Source organism: Paracoccus sp. MC1862 (assembly GCF_016617715.1).
In the GTDB taxonomy this organism is placed as follows: domain Bacteria; phylum Pseudomonadota; class Alphaproteobacteria; order Rhodobacterales; family Rhodobacteraceae; genus Paracoccus.
This window is the reverse complement of the sequence record NZ_CP067226.1, coordinates 18,218-35,161: the sequence shown is the minus strand read 5'-3', so window position 1 is coordinate 35,161 and position 16,944 is coordinate 18,218. Positions and strand designations below refer to the sequence as shown.

The window sequence follows — 16,944 nt, the reverse complement described above, 5'->3', positions numbered from 1 at the left end:
ACGGAGGTCCTTCATGCCTGTCAGCCATTCCCTGCAGGGCGATGCCTGCGTGATCACCATCGACAACCCTCCGGTGAACGTGATCTCGGCTTCGGTGCGGCAGGGGCTGATGGCAGCGCTAGACGCGGCCGAGGCGGCGGGCGCCCGGCGGATCGTCGTGACCGGGGCGGGGCGGGCCTTTGTCGCTGGGGCGGACGCGAGGGAGTTCGACCAGGCACCCATCCCGCCGCATCTGCCGGACGTGCTGGCGCGGCTGGAACGCCTGCCCGCGATCGCCGCGATCAATGGCGCGGCGCTCGGCGGAGGGCTCGAGATTGCGCTGGCCTGCCGGATGCGGATCGCCGCGCCCGGTGCCACGCTGGGGCTGCCCGAGGTGACGCTGGGGGTGGTCCCCGGCGCGGGCGGGACGCAGCGGCTGCCGCGGCTGATCGGGACCGACCGCGCCGTGGGGCTGATCGCCGCGGGCCGCGTGGTGAAGGCCGACGAGGCGCTGTTGCTCGGCATGCTCGATGCGGTCGAGGCCGACCCGCTGGCGGCGGCGCTGGCGATCCCGCAGGAGCGGCTGGACGCCGCGCCATCCCTGCGCGACCGGCCCGCGCCGGAGCCCGCGTCCGAGGCGGTCGCCGCCGCCCGCGCCACGGCGGCGAAGCGCGCCGCTGGACAGATCGCCCCGCCCGAGGCGATCGCGCTGGTCGAGGCTGCGGCGGAGCTGCCGCTCGACGCGGGGCTTACCCGCGAGCGCGAGACCTTCCTGCGCCTGCGCTCGGGCGATCAGGCGGCAGCGCTGCGCCATGTCTTCTTCGCCGAACGCGCTGCTACCGGCCGCGCCCCGAAGGAGGCCGAGGCGCGGGAAATCTCGACCGCCATCGTGGTCGGCGGCGGCACAATGGGCGCGGCCATCGCCTATGCACTGGCCGGGATCGGCATCGCCGTCACCCTGGTCGAGCAGGACGGACCCGGGGCGGAACGTGCTCGCGCCAATGTCACCCGCCTCTATGCCGATGCCGTCAGGCGCGGCCGCATGACCCAGGCCGAGGCCGACGCCCAGCTGGCGGACCGTCTGACCTTCCGCGCCGGCTACGACGCCCTTTCCCCCGCCGACATCGCCATCGAGGCAGCCTTCGAGGCGATGGAGGTCAAGCGCACCATCTTTGCCGCGCTGGACCGTGGCCTGCCTGAGGCGACGATCCTCGCCACCAACACCAGCTACCTCGACGTGAACGCGATCTTCGCGGACGTCAGCCACCCCGGCCGCCTGATCGGGCTGCATTTCTTCGCGCCCGCCCATGTCATGAAGCTGTTGGAGATCGTGCGGGCCGAGACGACGTCGCCCGAGACGCTGGCCACCGCCTTCCGCCTCGCTGCGCGTCTGAAGAAGATCCCGGTCGAGGCGGGCGTCTGCGACGGCTTCATCGGCAACCGCATCCTCACCCGCTATCGCCAGACCACTGACCTGATGCTGCTCGAAGGAGCGATACCCGCGCAGGTCGATGCCGCGATGGAAGGCTGGGGCATGGCAATGGGCCCCTATGCGGTGCAGGACCTCTCGGGGCTCGACATCGCTCACGCCAACCGGCAGCGGAAGGGGCTACGGGACAGGCCCGGCACCCGCTATGTCCGCATCGCCGACCGTATGGTCGAGGAGTTGAAGCGCCTCGGCCGCAAGACTGGGGCAGGATGGTATGACTATCCCGGCGGCGGCACGCGTCAGCCCTCGGCCGTGGTCGAGGCGCTGGTGGCCGAGGAGGCGACCGCCCGCCGCGACTGGAGCGCCGAGGAGATCGCCACCCGCGCCGTCTTGGCGATGATCGAGGAGGGCTTCCACATCCTCGACGAAGGCATCGCCCGCCGCCCGGCCGACATCGACCTGGTGCTGGTCCACGGCTACGCCTTCCCGCGCTGGCGAGGCGGGCCGATGCACCATGCCGACCGGCTGGGCTTGCCCACGGTCCTGGACCGCATCCGCCAGCTTGCGGCGGAAGACCCGCTGTCTTGGCGCGTGCCGCCCTTGCTTGAACGCCTTGTCGCCGAGGGCCAGACCCTCGCCAGCCTGAACTGAGGAGCCCACGATGGCCGACGCCTTCATCTGCGACTATGTCCGCACCCCCATCGGGCGCTACGGCGGCGCCCTGGCGACCGTCCGCGCCGACGACCTCGCCGCCATCCCGCTGCAGGCGCTGATCGCCCGCAACCCCGGCCTCGACCCCGCGGCGGTCGAGGAGGTCTGGATGGGCTGCGCCAACCAGGCGGGCGAGGACAACCGCAACGTCGCCCGCATGGCGCTGCTGCTGGCAGGCCTGCCGGACACCGTGCCGGGGGTGACCGTGAACCGCCTCTGCGGCTCGGGGCTGGAAGCGGTGGCGGCCGCCGCCCGCGCCATCCGCTCGGGCGACATGGAGCTGGCCTTCGCGGGCGGCGTGGAAAGCATGTCCCGCGCGCCCTTCGTGATGCCCAAGGCGGAGTCTGCCTTCTCGCGCGCGACCGAGATCCACGACACCACCATTGGCTGGCGCTTCGTCAACCCGAGGATGGCGGAGCAATACGGCACCGACTCGATGCCCGAGACGGCGCAGAACCTTGCCGACGAGTTGCAGATCCGGCGCGAGGACCAGGACCTCTTAGCCCTGAACTCGCAGACCCGCGCCGCGACGGCGCAGAGGAACGGCCGCTTCGCGGCCGAGATCGTGGCGGTCACCGTGCCGCAGGGCCGCAAGGAACCCATCGAGGTCACGCAGGACGAACATCCGCGCGAGACCACGCTGGAACAGCTGGCGAAGCTGCGGCCGATCACCCGCAGGGACGGCTCGATCACCGCCGGCAACGCCTCGGGCGTGAACGACGGCGCAGCGGGGTTGATTGTGGCCTCGGAAGCCGCCGCGAAGCGCCACGGCCTGACCCCCATCGCCCGCATCGTCGCGGGGGCGAGCGCAGGCGTCACCCCGCGGATCATGGGCATCGGCCCGGTGCCGGCTGTTCGCAGGCTGATGGACCTGGCCGGGATCACGCTGGACGACCTGTCGGTGATCGAGTTGAACGAGGCCTTTGCCGCGCAGGCGCTGGCCGTCACCCGCGACCTGGGGCTGGACGACGACGACCCGCGCCTGAACCCCAACGGCGGCGGCATTGCGCTGGGGCACCCCTTGGGCATGTCCGGTGTCCGCATCAGCGGGACCGCCGCGCTTGAACTCAAGACCACCGGCGGGCGCTACGCGCTTGCCACCATGTGCGTCGGCGTCGGTCAGGGCGCCGCGTTGCTGATCGAACGCGTCTGATCCAGACAGGAGAAACGACCATGAAGATGGACCGCACAGGCAGCTTCCGCTGGGAAGACCCCTTCCTTCTGGAAGACGAGCTGACCGAGGAAGAACGCATGATCCGCGACACCGCGCGGAGCTATGCGCAGGACCGCCTCGCCCCCCGCGTGCGCGAGGCCTTCCAGAAGGAGCACACCGACCGCGCCATCTTCACCGAGATGGGCGAGCTTGGCCTACTGGGCGTCACCATCCCCGAGGAATACGGCGGCACCGGCGCAGGCTATGTCAGTTACGGCTTGGTTGCGCGGGAGGTCGAGCGGGTGGATTCGGGCTACCGATCCATGATGTCGGTGCAGGCGTCCTTGGTAATGCACCCGATCAATGCCTATGGCTCGGAAGAACAGCGGCGCAAGTACCTGCCGAAGCTCTGTTCCGGCGAATGGGTGGGCTGCTTCGGCCTGACCGAGCCCGACGCGGGCTCGGATCCAGGCGGCATGAAGACCACCGCGAGGAAGACCGAGGGCGGCTACCGGCTGAACGGGTCCAAAATGTGGATCACCAACAGCCCCATCGCCGATGTTTTCGTGGTCTGGGCGAAGTCCGAGGCGCATGGCGGCAAGATCCGTGGCTTTGTGCTGGAAAAGGGCATGAAGGGCCTGTCCGCTCCGAAGATCGAGGGCAAGCTGTCCTTGCGCGCCTCCGTAACCGGCGAGATCGTCATGGAGGAGGTCGAAGTGGGCGAGGATGCCCTGCTGCCAAATGCCGAGGGCCTGGGTGGCCCCTTCGGCTGCCTCAACCGCGCGCGCTATGGCATCGCCTGGGGCTCGATGGGCGCGGCCGAGGCCTGCTGGCACGCGGCGCGGTCCTATGGGCTGGATCGCAAGCAGTTCGGCAAGCCCCTGGCGCAGACGCAGCTGCACCAGTTGAAGCTTGCGAACATGATGACCGAGATCACGCTCGGCCTGAACGCGGCCCTGCGGGTCGGGCGGCTGTTCGAGGCCGGCAGGATGCAGCCCGAGATGATCTCCCTCATCAAGCGCAACAACTGCGGCAAGGCCCTGGAGATCGCGCGGGTGGCCCGCGACATGCACGGCGGCAACGGCATCTCGGACGAATACCCGGTGATGCGCCACATGGTGAACCTGGAAACCGTGAACACCTACGAGGGCACCCATGACGTCCACGCCCTGATCCTGGGTCGGGCGCAGACCGGGCTGCAGGCGTTCTTCTGAGGAGATGCGGAAATGAAGGTTCTTGTGCCTGTGAAGCGGGTGATCGACTACAACGTGAAGGCGCGGGTTCGTGCGGACGGGTCGGGGGTGGACCTGTCGAACGTGAAGATGTCGATGAACCCCTTTGACGAGATTGCGGTCGAGGAGGCGATCCGTCTGAAGGAGAAGGGCGCGGCGTCCGAGATCGTGGTGGTGTCGATCGGCGTCAAGCAGGCGGCCGAAACCATCCGCACGGCGCTGGCCATGGGCGCCGACCGCGGCATCCTGGTGGTGGCCGCCGACGACGTGCACCAGGACATCGAGCCCCTCGCGGTGGCCAAGCTGCTGAAGGCCATCATCGCCGAGGAGCAGCCGCAGTTGGTGCTGATGGGCAAGCAGGCGATCGACAACGACATGAACGCCACCGGCCAGATGCTGGCGGCACTGCTGGGCTGGGCGCAGGCGACGCAGGCCGGCAAGCTGGAAGTCGAGGGCGAGAAGGCCACCGTCACGCGCGAGGTCGACGGCGGGCTGCAGGTGATCGAGGTCAGCCTGCCCGCGATCGTGACCGCCGACCTGCGGCTGAACGAGCCGCGCTATGCGAGCCTGCCCAACATCATGAAGGCGAAGAAGAAGGAACTCGTCGAAAAGACCGCCGGTGACTACGGCGTGGACGTCTCGCCCCGGCTGACGGTGGTCAGGACCGCCGAGCCCGAGGGGCGCAAGGCGGGGGTCAAGGTGGCCTCGGTCGACGAGCTGGTGTCGAAACTCAAAGCTGCGGGGGTGGTGTGATGGCGGTGCTGCTGCTGGCCGAGATGGCCGAGAACGGGCTGAACCGGGACGCGACGGCCAAGGCCGTGACGGCGGTGACGCCGCTTGGGGATGTGGCCGTGCTGGTCGCGGGCGAGGGCGCGCAGGCGGCCGCCCAAGACGCCGCGCAGATCGCGGGCGTGGCGAAGGTGCTGGTGGCCGAGGGCGCGGCCTACGCCCACCGCCTGGCCGAGCCGATGGCGGCGCTGCTGGTCGGGCTTGCGCCGCAGTTCAGCCACATCGCCGCCCCGGGCACCACGGATGCCCGCAACGTCCTGCCGCGGGCCGCGGCGCTTCTGGACGTGATGGTGATCCCCGAGGTCAGCCGGATCGTGGACGCCGACACCTTCGAGCGCGGCGTCTACACCTCGGCCGCGATCCAGACGGTGAAGTCCTCGGACCCGATCAAGGTGCTGACGGTGCGCATCGCCAGCTTCGACGCGGCGGGCGAGGGTGGCTCGGCCCCGGTCGAGGCCGCCGCCGCCGCCGCCGATCCCGGCCTGTCCTCCTGGGTCGAGGACCGGGTTGCGGCCTCGGACCGCCCGGAACTGACCTCGGCGAAACGCATCGTCTCGGGCGGCCGCGCGGTCGGCTCGAAGGAGAACTTCGCGCTGATCGAGAAGCTCGCGGACAAGCTCGGCGCCGCCGTGGGTGCAAGCCGCGCGGCGGTCGATTCGGGCTATGCCCCGAACGACTGGCAGGTGGGCCAGACCGGCAAGGTGGTGGCGCCCGAGCTTTACATCGCCGCCGGCATCTCGGGCGCGATCCAGCACCTCGCGGGGATGAAGGACAGCAAGGTCATCGTCGCCATCAACAAGGACGAGGAAGCCCCCATCTTCCAGGTCGCCGACTACGGCCTCGTCGGCGACATCTTCACCGTCCTGCCGGAACTGACCGAGAAGCTGTGACGGAACCCACATGAGCCAGTCCGCCCTTCCCGCCGAGGTCTATCGCTACACTCATCACATGGGCTTTGGGGACTGCGACCCGGCCGGGATCGCCTATACCGGGGCGCTGGTGAATGCCGCGCTGCGCGCCATCGACCGCTTCCTGTCTGACGTGACCGAAGGACGGGGATGGTATGCCATGTCAGTCCGGCTGGGGGTGGGGATGCCCTTCGTCCATCTGGACGTGGACTTCGCGTCTCCCGTGCGCGGCGACGCGGACCTCGATTTCACCATTGAGGTGACGCGGCTCGGGCGGACCTCGATGGGGTTTCGCGCGACCGGCTGGCAGAAGGGCGAGCACTGCTTCTCGCTGAACAGCGTCAACGTCTTTATCGCGCAAAGGGACGGCAAGCAGCCGCTTCCGGACTGGCTGCGTGCGGCGCTAGAGCCGCATCTGGTCTGAACCGCATGCGGATAGCCCGGGGATGCTGGCCGCGCCTTCCGGGCGGACCGGCCGTTATCAGCGGTTGCGGAACCTGGGCTTCCGCTTTTCGCTGAAGGCGGTCATGCCCTCACGCCGGTCTTCGATGGCGAAGGTCGAATAGAGCAGCCGGCGTTCCAGATGGATGCCCTCGGCCAGATGCGTCTCGTAGGCCTTGTTCACGGCCTCCTTGGCGATCAGCAGGATCGGCCGCGAGGATTGTGCCATCTCCTGCGCGATAGCGATGGCGGCGGTCAGATGCTCGCCGTCCGGCACCACCCGGCTGACAAGACCATGGGCGCGCGCCTCCTCGGCGGCCAGACGGCGGCCGGTCAGGATCATGTCCATGGCCAGCGCCTTGCCCCCCACCCGCGTCAGCCGCTGCGTGCCGCCCGCTCCAGGGATGATGCCGATCTTCGTTTCGGGCAGCGCGAAGCGGGCGCATTCGGCGGCGATGATGATGTCGCACATCATCGCAAGCTCGAAGCCGCCGCCAATGGCGTGGCCGGATACGGCGGCGATGGTCGGCTTGCGGCAGCGGGCGATGCGTTCCCATGTCGCGGTGATGAACTGTTCGTCGAAGACGTCGATGAACGTCTTGTCGAGGATTTCCTTGATGTCGGCACCGGCGGCAAAGGCCTTGTCCGAGCCAGTCAGGACGATGACGTTGATCCCGTCGTCGCGCTCCATCTCCTCCACGGCTTGGCCGAGTTCCGCCGTGATCTGGCCGTTCAGCGCGTTCAGGGCTTCGGGGCGGTTCAGGGTGATTATGCCAACGGCGCCGTCGCGGGCGGTCAGGATGGTCTGGTAGCTCATGCAGTCCCCTCCGGTTCGGCAATAGAGATGACGATCTTGCCCATGCGGTTGGTTTCCTCGAGCCGGGCGAAGGCGGCGGGGACTTCGGCCAAGGGATAGGTGCTGTCGATGGGCGGCACGAAGGCGCCGGTCTCGAACGCTCGGACGAGACGCCGGAACTCCTCTAGGCTGCCCATGGTCGAGCCGTGGATCGACAACTGCCGCACGAAGAGCCGCTGGATGTCGGCCGAAGGATGCGCCCCGGTGGTCGCCCCGCAGGTCGCCAGGTGCCCGCCCCGCGCCATAACCCGCAGCGACGAACCCCAGGTCTTTTCTCCCACGTTGTCGATGACCAGGTCGGCACCCTCGCCATCGGTCAGGACCAGGACCTGCTTGACCATGTCGCCGTCGCGATAGTCTACCGCCTCGACGCCGAGATCGCGGAAATGCGCAAGCTTCTCCTCGCCCGAGGTCGAGACAATGACCCGCGCGCCTGCCATCCGGGCCAGCTGCATCGCGGCATAGGCCACGCCGCCGCCCGCGCCCTGGATGAAGACGATCCGCCCCGGCCCGGTCGCCATCTTGCCGAAGATCATGCGCCAGGCGGTCAGATAGGCCACGCCGAGCGTCGCTGCCCGATGGATGTCCACTGCAGGCGACAGGCGGACCAGTGCGCGTTCGGGCGCGGCCATGATCTCGGTGAATGTGCCGTCGACATGTTCTCCGAAGATGCGGGCGCGCAGACACAGCGGCTGGTCGCCCGCAAGGCAATAGCGGCAGCGCCCGCAGAAGTCATAAGGATACAGGATCACGCGGTCGCCGGGCTTGAAGGCTGAATCGGGGGCCGTCTCCAGCACCTCGCCCATGCCGTCGACGCCCATAACCAGCGGCAGTTCGTGGGTGATGCCCACGCCTGAGTCGCGCATGTAAAGGTCAACACGGTTCACCGAAGCGGCCAGCATCCGCACAAGGACGCCATCCTCAGGCCGGGGCGGCTTATCGATTCGCGTCAGACGCGGCCCTGCGGCCCCGCGCTCGTGCAGCATGACGGCTTCCATCTGTCCCTCCCCAGTTATTCAGTCAATGCATTGTTCTACATTCCAGCGGTCATATCAACTTCTATCTATTCATACAGATATCAATTCGATTGCTTGCAAAGATTTGTAACAGTATATTGTCTTAAATAGTGGAGGAACGACCATGGCCCTTGATCCCGACACCCGAGACCAACTCGTCGCCGGCATCCGCCGTTTCGTGGACGAGAAGCTGATCCCGCGCGAGCCCGAAGTGGCCGAAACCGACGCCATACCGGCCGACGTGGTCGAGGGGATGCGCGAGATGGGCCTGTTTGGCCTGTCGATCCCCGAGGAATACGGCGGCCTCGGCTTGACGATGGAGGAGGAGGTGCTGGTCGCCTTCGAGATCGGCCGCGCCGCGCCCGCCTTCCGGTCGATGTTCGCCACCAACGTCGGCATCGGCAGCCAAGGCATCGTGATCGACGGCACCGACGAGCAAAAGGCGAAATACCTGCCCGGCCTCGCCTCGGGCGAGATCATCGGTTCCTTCGCGCTGACCGAACCGGATGTCGGTTCCGACGCGGGCAGCGTGCGGACCACCGCGCGGCGCGATGGCGACCATTATGTCCTGAACGGCACCAAGCGCTTCATCACCAACGCGCCGCACGCGGGGCTATTTACCGTCATGGCGCGCACCGACCCCGACAGGAAGGGCGCGGCGGGCGTGTCCGCCTTCGCGGTCGAGGCAGGGACGCCGGGTCTTTCCGTCGGCAAGCCCGAGAAGAAGATGGGCCAGCAGGGCGCCCATGTGGCCGACGTGATCTTCCAGGACTGCCGGGTGCCTGCGGAGGCGCTGATTGGGGGGATCGAGGGGCAGGGCTTTAAGACGGCGATGAAGGTGCTGGACAAGGGCCGCCTTGGCATCGCCGCCGCCTGCACGGGCCTGGCCGAGCGGATGATCGACGACATGGTCGCCTATGCCGCCGAGCGAAAGCAGTTCGGTCGTGCCATTGCCGACTTCCAGCTGATCCAAGGGATGTTCGCCGACAGCAAGGCCGACGCAATGGCCGCCCACGCACTGGTTCTGGACGCAGCGCGGCGGCGCGACGCGGGAGAGGACGTATCCATGGCGGCGGCGTGCGCCAAGATGTTCGCCTCAGAGATGGTCGGCCGGGTCGCCGACCGCAACGTGCAGGTCCACGGCGGCAACGGCTATATCCGCGAATACCGCGCCGAGCAGCTCTTCCGCGACGCGCGGCTTTACCGCATCTACGAAGGTACAACCCAGATCCAGCAGACCATCATCGCGAAGGCACTGGTCGCCGAGGCAAAGGAGCGGCTCGGTGTGTGATCCCGCGGTTTAATTGTGTGATCCTTTCGTGGGCCATGTGGCCTGCGCAAAAATGTCGAGCCTTTGGGAGGAGGCGACATGCTTTCTGAGCAGACAAATGCGTCGGTCGTATCGCCGACTGAATCCAGATTGGTGCTTACCGCCCGCGGTCTCGGAAAGGACTTCTCGGGGTTCACGGCCGTCAACAACGTGAACCTCGACGTCCACCATGCCCGCATTCACGCATTGATCGGCCCCAACGGGGCCGGCAAGACCACCGTCTTCAACCTGCTGACCAAGTTCCTGCAACCCACGCGCGGGCAGATCACCCTGCTGGGCACCGACATCACGAAGATGAAGCCCGACGTGGTGGCCCGCATGGGGCTGGTGCGGTCCTTCCAGATTTCGGCCGTCTTCCCGCATCTGACGGTGCTGGAAAACGTCCGCGTCGCGCTGCAGCGCCCGGCGGAACTGCATGTGCAGTTCTGGCGCCCGCTCAAGGCGCTGGACGTGCTGAACGGCCGGGCCGAGGTGCTGATCGACGAACTGGGCCTGACCCCCTGGCGCGACGTGCGCGCCGCCGACCTTTCCTATGGCCGCAAGCGGGTGCTTGAGATCGCGACCACGCTCGCGCTTGACCCGCAGGTGCTGCTGCTGGATGAACCGATGGCCGGCATGGGGCACGAGGACGTGCATACCGTGGCCGAGATCATCCGCGAGGTCGCCCGCCACCGTGCCGTCCTGATGGTGGAACACAACCTGTCGGTCGTGGCCGACATCTGCCATTTCGTCACCGTGCTGCAGCGGGGCGAGATCCTGGCGGAAGGCGACTACGCCACGGTCGCCGCCGACCCGCGCGTCCGCACCGCCTACATGGGGACCGAAGCATGAGCGCGCTTCTGAACGTGGCCGGGCTGAACGCCTGGTATGGCGAAAGCCACGTCCTGCATGGCGTCGACATGCATGTGAACGAGGGCGAGACCGTCTGCATCCTCGGCCGCAACGGCATGGGCAAGACCACCACGCTGCGGTCCATCATCGGCATCGTCCGCAAGCGGACCGGGCAGATCAGTTTCGCCGGGCAGGACCTGATGACCATGCCGCTGCACCGCACCGCGCGGGCCGGGCTGGGCTTCGTCCCCGAGGAACGCGGTATCTTCGCGACCCTGTCGGTGGACGAGAACCTGATGCTGCCCCCGGTGGTGGCGCAGGGCGGCATGACGCTGGACGAAATCTACACGCTGTTCCCGAACCTCAAGGAACGCCGCAACAGCCCCGGCACCAAGCTGTCGGGGGGCGAGCAGCAGATGCTTGCCATGGCGCGCATCCTGCGGACCGGCGCCCGCTGCCTTTTGCTGGACGAGCCGACCGAAGGGCTGGCCCCCGTCATCATCGACGCCATCGGCGCGGTGCTGCGGGAACTCAAGGCGCGCGGCATGACGGTGGTGCTGGTGGAACAGAACTTCCGCTTCGCCTCCAAGGTCGCGGACCGCTTCTATGTCATGGACCACGGCGTGATGGCCCATGAATTCCCGGTGGGCGAACTGGCCGCCCGCATGAACATGCTGCAAGAAACACTGGGAGTCTGAGATGACGATGATCTTCGGAATCCCGATCCAAGCCTTCATGGGCCAGATCCTCGTGGGCCTCATCAACGGCTCGTTCTATGCGCTGCTGTCGCTGGGCCTTGCGGTGATCTTCGGCCTGCTGCGGGTCATCAACTTCGCCCATGGCGCGCAATACATGCTGGGCGCCTTCGTGGCGCTGCTGGCGCTGAACTGGTTCGGGCTGAACTACTGGTTCGCGCTGATCCTCGCGCCGCTGGTCGTCGGCGCCTTCGGCGCGCTGGTGGAACGCACGATGCTGTCGCGGCTGTATCAGCTCGACCACCTTTACGGGCTCTTGTTCACCTTCGGCCTGGCGCTGGCGCTGGAAGGCACCTTCCGTTGGTATTTCGGCGCCTCGGGCCAGCCCTATTCGGCCCCGGCGGCGCTGACAGGGGCGGTCAACCTGGGCTTCATGGTGCTGCCGATCTACCGCGGCTGGGTGATCGTGGCCTCGCTGATCGTCTGCCTTGCCGTCTGGGCGCTTATCGAGAAGACTCGGCTGGGCGCGACCCTGCGCGCGGCCACGGAAAACCCGGTGCTGGTGCAAAGCTTCGGCATCAACGTGCCGCGGCTGCTGACCCTGACCTATGCGCTGGGGTCGGGGCTTGCGGCCATCGCGGGCGTGCTGGCGGCGCCGATCTACCAGGTTTCGCCGCTGATGGGGACGAACATCATCATCGTCGTCTTCGCGGTGGTCGTGGTCGGCGGCATGGGGTCCATCATGGGCGCCATCGTCACCGGCTACCTGCTGGGCGTGGCCGAGGGGCTGACCAAGGTCTTCTACCCCGAGGCCTCCAACATCGTGATCTTCGTCATCATGGCGATCGTGCTGATCCTGCGTCCCGCGGGTCTGTTCGGGAAGGAGGGCTGAGATGGCCAGGACATCCGAAATCTCGACGGCCGAGCCGGGCTCGGTCCGCACCATGGGACGAGGGGCGCAGCTTGCGCTGCTGCTGGCGGCGGGGGTTCTGCTGATCGCGGCGCCCTTCATGGTCTATCCCGTCTTCGTGATGACGATGCTGTGCTTCGGGCTCTTCGCCGCGGCCTTCAACCTGCTGCTGGGCTACACGGGGCTGCTGTCCTTCGGCCATGCCGCCTTCTTCGGGGGCGCGGCCTATTTCACTGCCCATGCGGCCAAGGAATGGGGCTGGAACCCCGAATTCGCCCTGGCGATCGGCGTTCTCGGCGCCACCGGCTTGGGGGGGGTGATCGGCGCCATCGCGATCCGGCGGCAGGGCATCTACTTCGCCATGATCACCCTGGCGCTGGCGCAGATGTTCTTTTTCTTCTGCCTGCAGGTGCCCTTTACCCACGGCGAGGACGGCATCCAGGCGGTGCCGCGCGGCCATCTGTTCGGGTTCATCGACCTGAGCGACACGATGACCATGTATTACTTCGTGCTGGCCATTTTCGTGCTGGGGCTGCTGGTGATCTGGCGCTTCGTGAACTCGCCCTTCGGGATGATCCTCAAGGCCATCCGGGAAAACGAGAACCGGGCCATTTCGCTGGGCTATGCGACGGCGCAGTACAAGCTGGGCGCCTTCGTGATGTCGGCGGCCCTGTCAGGGCTGGCCGGCGGGCTGAAGGCGCTGGTGATGCAGTTCGCCACCCTGACCGACGTGGACTGGCACATGTCGGGGCAGGTGGTGCTGATGACGCTGATCGGCGGCATCGGCACGCTGCTGGGCCCGGTCGTGGGCGCGGGCATCGTGATCGCGCTGCAGAACCGGCTGGCGACCTCGGCCTTCCCGGTCACGATCATCACCGGGCTTGTCTTCATGATCTGCGTGATGCTGTTCCGGCGCGGGCTGGTGGGCGAACTGGCCTATTCCCGCCTGGGCCGGGCGCTGGGGCTGCGGCCGCCGGGCTGAGTATCTTTTTGAAGTTGGAAGCGGCCATTTGGGTTTGTGACCTCGGCCGCTTCCGCCACTTTGGACGGGCTATCCCATGTTGCAACCATCCAGAAATGTCACCCTTGCTGGCAATTCAGGAATGTCACCGGGCGCCACGATGCCGGCAGCCGGGCAGGGCGGAGACCTCCGCCATCGCAGCCCTGACCGGCTGCCTTGAGCGGCCGTCGGATCCAGTGCTCCGTCTGGTGTTCAGTTCGTTCTGGCTTCGACCTGCGCTCGACGTGCCTTGACCAGCAGAGGTGTGCGACCAGGTCCGACGGTGCCCTTGGGCTCATAGCGGGTGCGCTGCTTGCCGACGCGCCGCGCGCTGGGCGGGTCCTGGTCCTGCTGGGTCTGGATGAAGGCCAGCACCTCGGTCAGGCGCTTGTTCTCGGTGATCGCGGCGTGGGTGACGCGCTGCTCCTTGTCGAACATCCGGTAGGGCAGGGACACGCCCCTGGCCCGGATCTCCAGCCGGCCGTCCGGGAACTCGTAGGTGTCGACGTATGTGCCGACCAGGCCGAGCGTCAGGTGGTTCGGTTCGAGGATGATGCGCTTCCTGTCGTAGGACAGCGCCAGCTGCTGGCCGACATGGCGTTCGTCGCGCAGGCAGAAGATGTCGCGGAGCCGCTCCGGCTCGACGTTCAGGGGACGGTGCAGATCGTCCGACCGGCGCGGGATGCGGGCGAAGCGGGTATTGAAGGCCGCGATGAAGCCGGGCAGGAACGTATTGCCGGCTGCCATGTCCGCGATCCCGGCAAGCCGCAGTTCCTTGACCAGACGGTCCTGCAGGGTGCGATTGGCGCGCTCGACCCGGCCCTTGGCGTGCGAGGAATTGGCGCAGAGGATCTCGATGTTCAGCTCGTTCAGCGCCCGGCCGAATTGCGTCATGCCATGGCCGCTGCGCGCCTCGGTGCGGTTCACCCGAAACACGCTGTGCTTGTCCGAATGGAAGGCCACGGGCCGGCCGTGCTCCTGAAGGTAGCCCTCCAGCGCATTGAAATAGCTGAAGGTGCTCTCGGAGGCGACAAACCGGAGATGCATGAGCCGGCCGGTCGCATCGTCGATGAACACCAGCAACGTGCAGGCGGGGCCCCGATCCTCGAACCAGCGATGCTCCGAGCCGTCGATCTGGACCAGCTCACCCAGGGCCTCGCGCCGCAGCCGCGGCTGGTGCAGCACCCGCTGCTGCTTGCGCGAGACCCATAAACCGTCTTCGATCATCCATTTGCGCAAGGTCTCGTGCGAGATATGGATGTCATGCAGCTCGGCCAGCTTCTCGGCCGCAAGCGTCGGACCGAAATCGGCATACTGCGTCCGAACGAGTGCCAGCACCTGCTCCCGATGAAGGGCAGACAGGGCGTTGTTCGGCGCACGTCCGCGTGCACGGTGGGCCAGCCCGGCCGGGCCATCCGCCCGAAACCGCGCCAGCAGCCGAAATACCTGCCGCCGGGTCAGGCCGAGCAGGCCGGCGGCGTCTTCGGCTCGCAACCGGCCAGTCTCAACCTCCGACAGCACCTCGATCCGGTTCAACTCGCGCTCGCTCATCACCAGCCATCCCATGTCTGTCCCCCGAGGATCATGCTTCAACCGGGGGAGAGTGACATTGGCCTGCTGCCGGTTTCGTGGACACCAGGTTAAGTTTGCATAGCACGGGCCTCGAACGCCACTGGGCTTAGATATCCCAGCTTCGAATGGCGTCGCTGCGGATTGTAGAAGCGCTCGACGTAGTCGAACACATCGGCCCGGGCGGCGCACGCGGGGCTATGGCTGAAACTGGGTGATGGGGCCTGAGAAGGCGGCGTATCGTGGCGGGTGTCGAAGCCTGCCAGAACCTCCCGAAGGAGCGATACGCCATGAAGGACGATACCACGATCACCCCGCTTCACCAGCCTGGTTCGATTGTCGATCCGCTGACCGAGATCGCCCGTGAGGGCGCGCGCCAGATGCTGGCGGCGGCGCTCAGGGCCGAGGCGACCAGCTTCGTCGCGCAGTTTGCGGACGAGCGGCTGCCTGATGGCCGCCAGCGCGTCGTGCGGCACGGCACCGGGCCGGAGCGGCTGATCCAGACCGGCATCGGGCCGATCCCGGTGCAGCGCCAGAAGCTGCGCGACCGCGCCACCGAGGTGCCGGCCGAGAGCAGGATCCGCTTCACCTCGAACATCCTGCCGCGGTGGGCGCGGCGCTCCCGCAGCCTCGACGCCCTGTTGCCGGTGCTTTATCTTCGGGGCGTTTCCACCGGAGACTTCCAGGAGGCCTTGACGGCCCTGCTCGGCGCGGACGCGCCGAACCTGTCGGCGGGCGTGATTTCGCGCCTCACGGCGGGCTGGCAGGAGGACTACGACCGCTGGCAGCGCCGTGATCTCTCGGCCCGCCGTTACGTCTACATCTGGGCCGACGGCGTCTACCTGCAGGCCAGGATGGAGCCGCAGGCCGAGTGCATGCTGGTGATCATCGGGGCAACGCCCGAGGGCAGAAAGGAGCTGCTCGGCTTCCAGGTCGGGGTGCGGGAGAGTGCCCAGAGCTGGCGCGAGTTGCTGGTCGATCTCAAGGCCCGCGGGCTCGCCGTGCCGCCGGAGCTGGCCGTCGGCGACGGCGCGCTCGGGTTTTGGAAGGCAATGGACGAGGCCTTCCCCGGCACCCGTCACCAGCGCTGCTGGTTCCACAAGGTCTCCAATATCCTCAACCATTTTCCGAAGTCCATGCAACCCGCCGTTACCGTCGACCTGCGCGAGATCTCGCATGCCGAAACCCGCGCCGGGGCGCGGAAGGCCATCGAGACCTTCGAGGGAAAATACGCCGCCAAATACGATCGTGGCGTGACGTGCCTGACCAAGGACAGCGAGGCCTTGCTGGCCTTCTACGACTTCCCGGCCGAGCACTGGGACCATCTGCGCACATCGAACCCGATCGAGAGCGTGTTCGCCACCGTCCGTCACCGCACCGTCCGGACGAAGGGCGCGCTGTCGCAGAAGACCGCGAAGCTGATGGTCTTCACCCTGATCAGAGCGGCATCGAAGACATGGCGCAAGCTCAACGGCACAAACCAGTTGCCCCGCCTCATCGAAGGCGTCAGATTCACCGACGGCGTCGCTCAATCCGACGCCGACCAAAGCCGCGCCGCCTGATCAAGCCGCGTCACCCAAATTCAGCCATAGCTCTCGTCACGCGTGCGGTAGACTTTGCTGGCGGTGCGCTCGGTTTTCAGCGAAGAGAAGAAGCTCTCCATGGCCGAGTTGTCCCAAACGTTGCCGGCCCTGCTCATCGAGCAGATGATGCCGTGGTCGTGGAGCAGGCGCTGGAACTGCTCGCTGGTGTATGCGGCGGATTCAACCGGTCGTAGCAGCAGCCCATTGCTGGAGGTGCAGATGACGACGGGACGACGGAAGTCGGAGCGCTCAACACGGCGCAAATTATGTTCGCCAGGGCGACCGCCGGTTTGGCAGCGTGAGAATCTATGCCGGTTCTGGCGGGGAGTGGCTGCGGGTCTGTCCAGTTGCCACATCCTGGAGACCGGAAACGACAGCTTCCGCTTCAAGGCCAGTTCGGCTGCGGCAGCAAGGAAGAAGGAGACCAGCCAGGCCTTGACCCCAGCATAACCTGAAATCCATAGTCAGAGGTGGCTCACGTCTCGATGGAAAACCCGGCTCAGTTCTGGGTG

The 16,944-nt window shown here is 67.1% G+C and carries 15 protein-coding genes and 3 pseudogenes; 13 read left to right on the top strand and 5 right to left on the bottom strand.

Going from position 1 to position 16,944, the window contains the following annotated elements; translation table 11 throughout:
- Nucleotides 1–13 precede the first annotated feature (13 nt).
- The 6 genes from JGR78_RS16525 to JGR78_RS16500 are packed head-to-tail and all read left to right on the top strand — an operon-like array spanning nt 14 to nt 6,625.
- Complete coding sequence (locus tag JGR78_RS16525) at nt 14–2,059, top strand: FAD-dependent oxidoreductase (protein ID WP_182805629.1); 2,046 nt, start codon at nt 14–16, stop codon at nt 2,057–2,059.
- A 10-nt stretch (nt 2,060–2,069) separates the two neighbouring features.
- Nucleotides 2,070–3,272 (top strand): 3-oxoadipyl-CoA thiolase, encoded by a 1,203-nt coding sequence (gene pcaF / locus JGR78_RS16520; protein ID WP_182805627.1) that lies wholly within the window; start codon nt 2,070–2,072, stop codon nt 3,270–3,272.
- 20 nt (nt 3,273–3,292) lie between these two features.
- Nucleotides 3,293–4,486: an acyl-CoA dehydrogenase gene (locus tag JGR78_RS16515; RefSeq protein WP_182805625.1), complete on the top strand. Its 1,194-nt coding sequence runs from the start codon at nt 3,293–3,295 to the stop codon at nt 4,484–4,486.
- Nucleotides 4,487–4,498: 12 nt separating this feature from the next.
- Nucleotides 4,499–5,257, top strand: a complete 759-nt coding sequence (locus JGR78_RS16510) for an electron transfer flavoprotein subunit beta/FixA family protein (protein WP_200559543.1) — start codon at nt 4,499–4,501, stop codon at nt 5,255–5,257.
- Nucleotides 5,257–6,183, top strand: a complete 927-nt coding sequence (locus JGR78_RS16505; RefSeq protein WP_182806197.1) for an electron transfer flavoprotein subunit alpha/FixB family protein — start codon at nt 5,257–5,259, stop codon at nt 6,181–6,183. Before JGR78_RS16510 ends, JGR78_RS16505 begins: the two co-directional genes overlap by 1 nt.
- A 10-nt stretch (nt 6,184–6,193) precedes the next feature.
- Nucleotides 6,194–6,625 (top strand): thioesterase family protein, encoded by a 432-nt coding sequence (locus JGR78_RS16500; RefSeq protein WP_182806195.1) that lies wholly within the window; start codon nt 6,194–6,196, stop codon nt 6,623–6,625.
- Nucleotides 6,626–6,682: 57 nt separating this feature from the next.
- Here JGR78_RS16500 and JGR78_RS16495 read toward each other — a convergent pair whose 3' ends face one another.
- Both JGR78_RS16495 and JGR78_RS16490 read right to left on the bottom strand, forming a co-directional pair.
- Nucleotides 6,683–7,459: an enoyl-CoA hydratase-related protein gene (locus tag JGR78_RS16495; RefSeq protein ID WP_182806193.1), complete on the bottom strand. Its 777-nt coding sequence runs from the start codon at nt 7,457–7,459 to the stop codon at nt 6,683–6,685.
- The gene (locus tag JGR78_RS16490; protein WP_234450979.1) at nt 7,456–8,484 is read right to left on the bottom strand and encodes a zinc-binding dehydrogenase; all 1,029 of its coding nucleotides are present in this window, start codon (nt 8,482–8,484) and stop codon (nt 7,456–7,458) included. Before JGR78_RS16490 ends, JGR78_RS16495 begins: the two co-directional genes overlap by 4 nt.
- A gap of 154 nt (nt 8,485–8,638) precedes the next feature.
- On the opposite strand from JGR78_RS16490, the gene JGR78_RS16485 reads away from it, so the two are divergent.
- The 5 genes from JGR78_RS16485 to JGR78_RS16465 all read left to right on the top strand — a co-directional run bounded on the left by JGR78_RS16485 (nt 8,639) and on the right by JGR78_RS16465 (nt 13,262).
- On the top strand, nt 8,639–9,805 hold the full coding sequence (locus JGR78_RS16485; RefSeq protein WP_182806188.1) for an acyl-CoA dehydrogenase family protein: 1,167 nt from the start codon (nt 8,639–8,641) through the stop codon (nt 9,803–9,805).
- Between the two features lie 78 nt (nt 9,806–9,883).
- Nucleotides 9,884–10,675 carry an ABC transporter ATP-binding protein gene (locus tag JGR78_RS16480; protein WP_200559542.1) on the top strand — a complete coding sequence of 264 codons (792 nt, stop codon included), beginning with the start codon at nt 9,884–9,886 and terminating at the stop codon, nt 10,673–10,675.
- Entirely contained in the window at nt 10,672–11,373 is a 702-nt protein-coding gene (locus tag JGR78_RS16475) for an ABC transporter ATP-binding protein (RefSeq protein WP_182806228.1), read from the top strand. Before JGR78_RS16480 ends, JGR78_RS16475 begins: the two co-directional genes overlap by 4 nt.
- A 1-nt stretch (nt 11,374) precedes the next feature.
- Nucleotides 11,375–12,262 carry a branched-chain amino acid ABC transporter permease gene (locus JGR78_RS16470; protein ID WP_182806230.1) on the top strand — a complete coding sequence of 296 codons (888 nt, stop codon included), beginning with the start codon at nt 11,375–11,377 and terminating at the stop codon, nt 12,260–12,262.
- A gap of 1 nt (nt 12,263) precedes the next feature.
- Complete coding sequence (locus JGR78_RS16465) at nt 12,264–13,262, top strand: branched-chain amino acid ABC transporter permease (protein ID WP_182806233.1); 999 nt, start codon at nt 12,264–12,266, stop codon at nt 13,260–13,262.
- 231 nt (nt 13,263–13,493) lie between these two features.
- Here the strand turns inward: JGR78_RS16465 and JGR78_RS16460 are convergent, their stop codons facing one another.
- Nucleotides 13,494–14,846, bottom strand: a complete 1,353-nt coding sequence (locus JGR78_RS16460) for an ISNCY family transposase (protein WP_200559540.1) — start codon at nt 14,844–14,846, stop codon at nt 13,494–13,496.
- A 74-nt stretch (nt 14,847–14,920) separates the two neighbouring features.
- Nucleotides 14,921–15,034 (bottom strand): annotated as a pseudogene (locus JGR78_RS16455) (IS3 family transposase); the annotation flags it as partial.
- A 105-nt stretch (nt 15,035–15,139) separates the two neighbouring features.
- Between JGR78_RS16455 and JGR78_RS16450 the strand changes: the two are divergent.
- Nucleotides 15,140–16,411: an IS256 family transposase gene (locus JGR78_RS16450; RefSeq protein ID WP_182806271.1), complete on the top strand. Its 1,272-nt coding sequence runs from the start codon at nt 15,140–15,142 to the stop codon at nt 16,409–16,411.
- A 29-nt stretch (nt 16,412–16,440) separates the two neighbouring features.
- Here the strand turns inward: JGR78_RS16450 and JGR78_RS16445 are convergent.
- Nucleotides 16,441–16,605: pseudogene (locus tag JGR78_RS16445) on the bottom strand (IS3 family transposase); the annotation flags it as partial.
- 175 nt (nt 16,606–16,780) lie between these two features.
- Here JGR78_RS16445 and JGR78_RS16440 point away from each other — a divergent pair.
- Nucleotides 16,781–16,882 (top strand): annotated as a pseudogene (locus tag JGR78_RS16440) (ATP-binding protein); the annotation flags it as partial.
- Nucleotides 16,883–16,944: the final 62 nt, after the last annotated feature.

Bases quoted from the DNA above. Each gene is read 5' to 3' on its own strand.
- JGR78_RS16505 (WP_182806197.1), top strand. From the start codon at position 5,257: ATGGCGGTGCTGCTGCTGGCCGAGATGGCCGAGAACGGGCTGAACCGG.
- JGR78_RS16500 (WP_182806195.1), top strand. From the start codon at position 6,194: ATGAGCCAGTCCGCCCTTCCCGCCGAGGTCTATCGCTACACTCATCAC.
- JGR78_RS16525 (WP_182805629.1), top strand. From the start codon at position 14: ATGCCTGTCAGCCATTCCCTGCAGGGCGATGCCTGCGTGATCACCATC.
- JGR78_RS16485 (WP_182806188.1), top strand. From the start codon at position 8,639: ATGGCCCTTGATCCCGACACCCGAGACCAACTCGTCGCCGGCATCCGC.
- JGR78_RS16475 (WP_182806228.1), top strand. From the start codon at position 10,672: ATGAGCGCGCTTCTGAACGTGGCCGGGCTGAACGCCTGGTATGGCGAA.
- JGR78_RS16460 (WP_200559540.1), bottom strand. From the start codon at position 14,846: ATGGGATGGCTGGTGATGAGCGAGCGCGAGTTGAACCGGATCGAGGTG.
- pcaF (WP_182805627.1), top strand. From the start codon at position 2,070: ATGGCCGACGCCTTCATCTGCGACTATGTCCGCACCCCCATCGGGCGC.
- JGR78_RS16495 (WP_182806193.1), bottom strand. From the start codon at position 7,459: ATGAGCTACCAGACCATCCTGACCGCCCGCGACGGCGCCGTTGGCATA.
- JGR78_RS16450 (WP_182806271.1), top strand. From the start codon at position 15,140: ATGAAGGACGATACCACGATCACCCCGCTTCACCAGCCTGGTTCGATT.
- JGR78_RS16465 (WP_182806233.1), top strand. From the start codon at position 12,264: ATGGCCAGGACATCCGAAATCTCGACGGCCGAGCCGGGCTCGGTCCGC.
- JGR78_RS16470 (WP_182806230.1), top strand. From the start codon at position 11,375: ATGACGATGATCTTCGGAATCCCGATCCAAGCCTTCATGGGCCAGATC.
- JGR78_RS16510 (WP_200559543.1), top strand. From the start codon at position 4,499: ATGAAGGTTCTTGTGCCTGTGAAGCGGGTGATCGACTACAACGTGAAG.
- JGR78_RS16515 (WP_182805625.1), top strand. From the start codon at position 3,293: ATGAAGATGGACCGCACAGGCAGCTTCCGCTGGGAAGACCCCTTCCTT.
- JGR78_RS16480 (WP_200559542.1), top strand. From the start codon at position 9,884: ATGCTTTCTGAGCAGACAAATGCGTCGGTCGTATCGCCGACTGAATCC.
- JGR78_RS16490 (WP_234450979.1), bottom strand. From the start codon at position 8,484: ATGCTGCACGAGCGCGGGGCCGCAGGGCCGCGTCTGACGCGAATCGAT.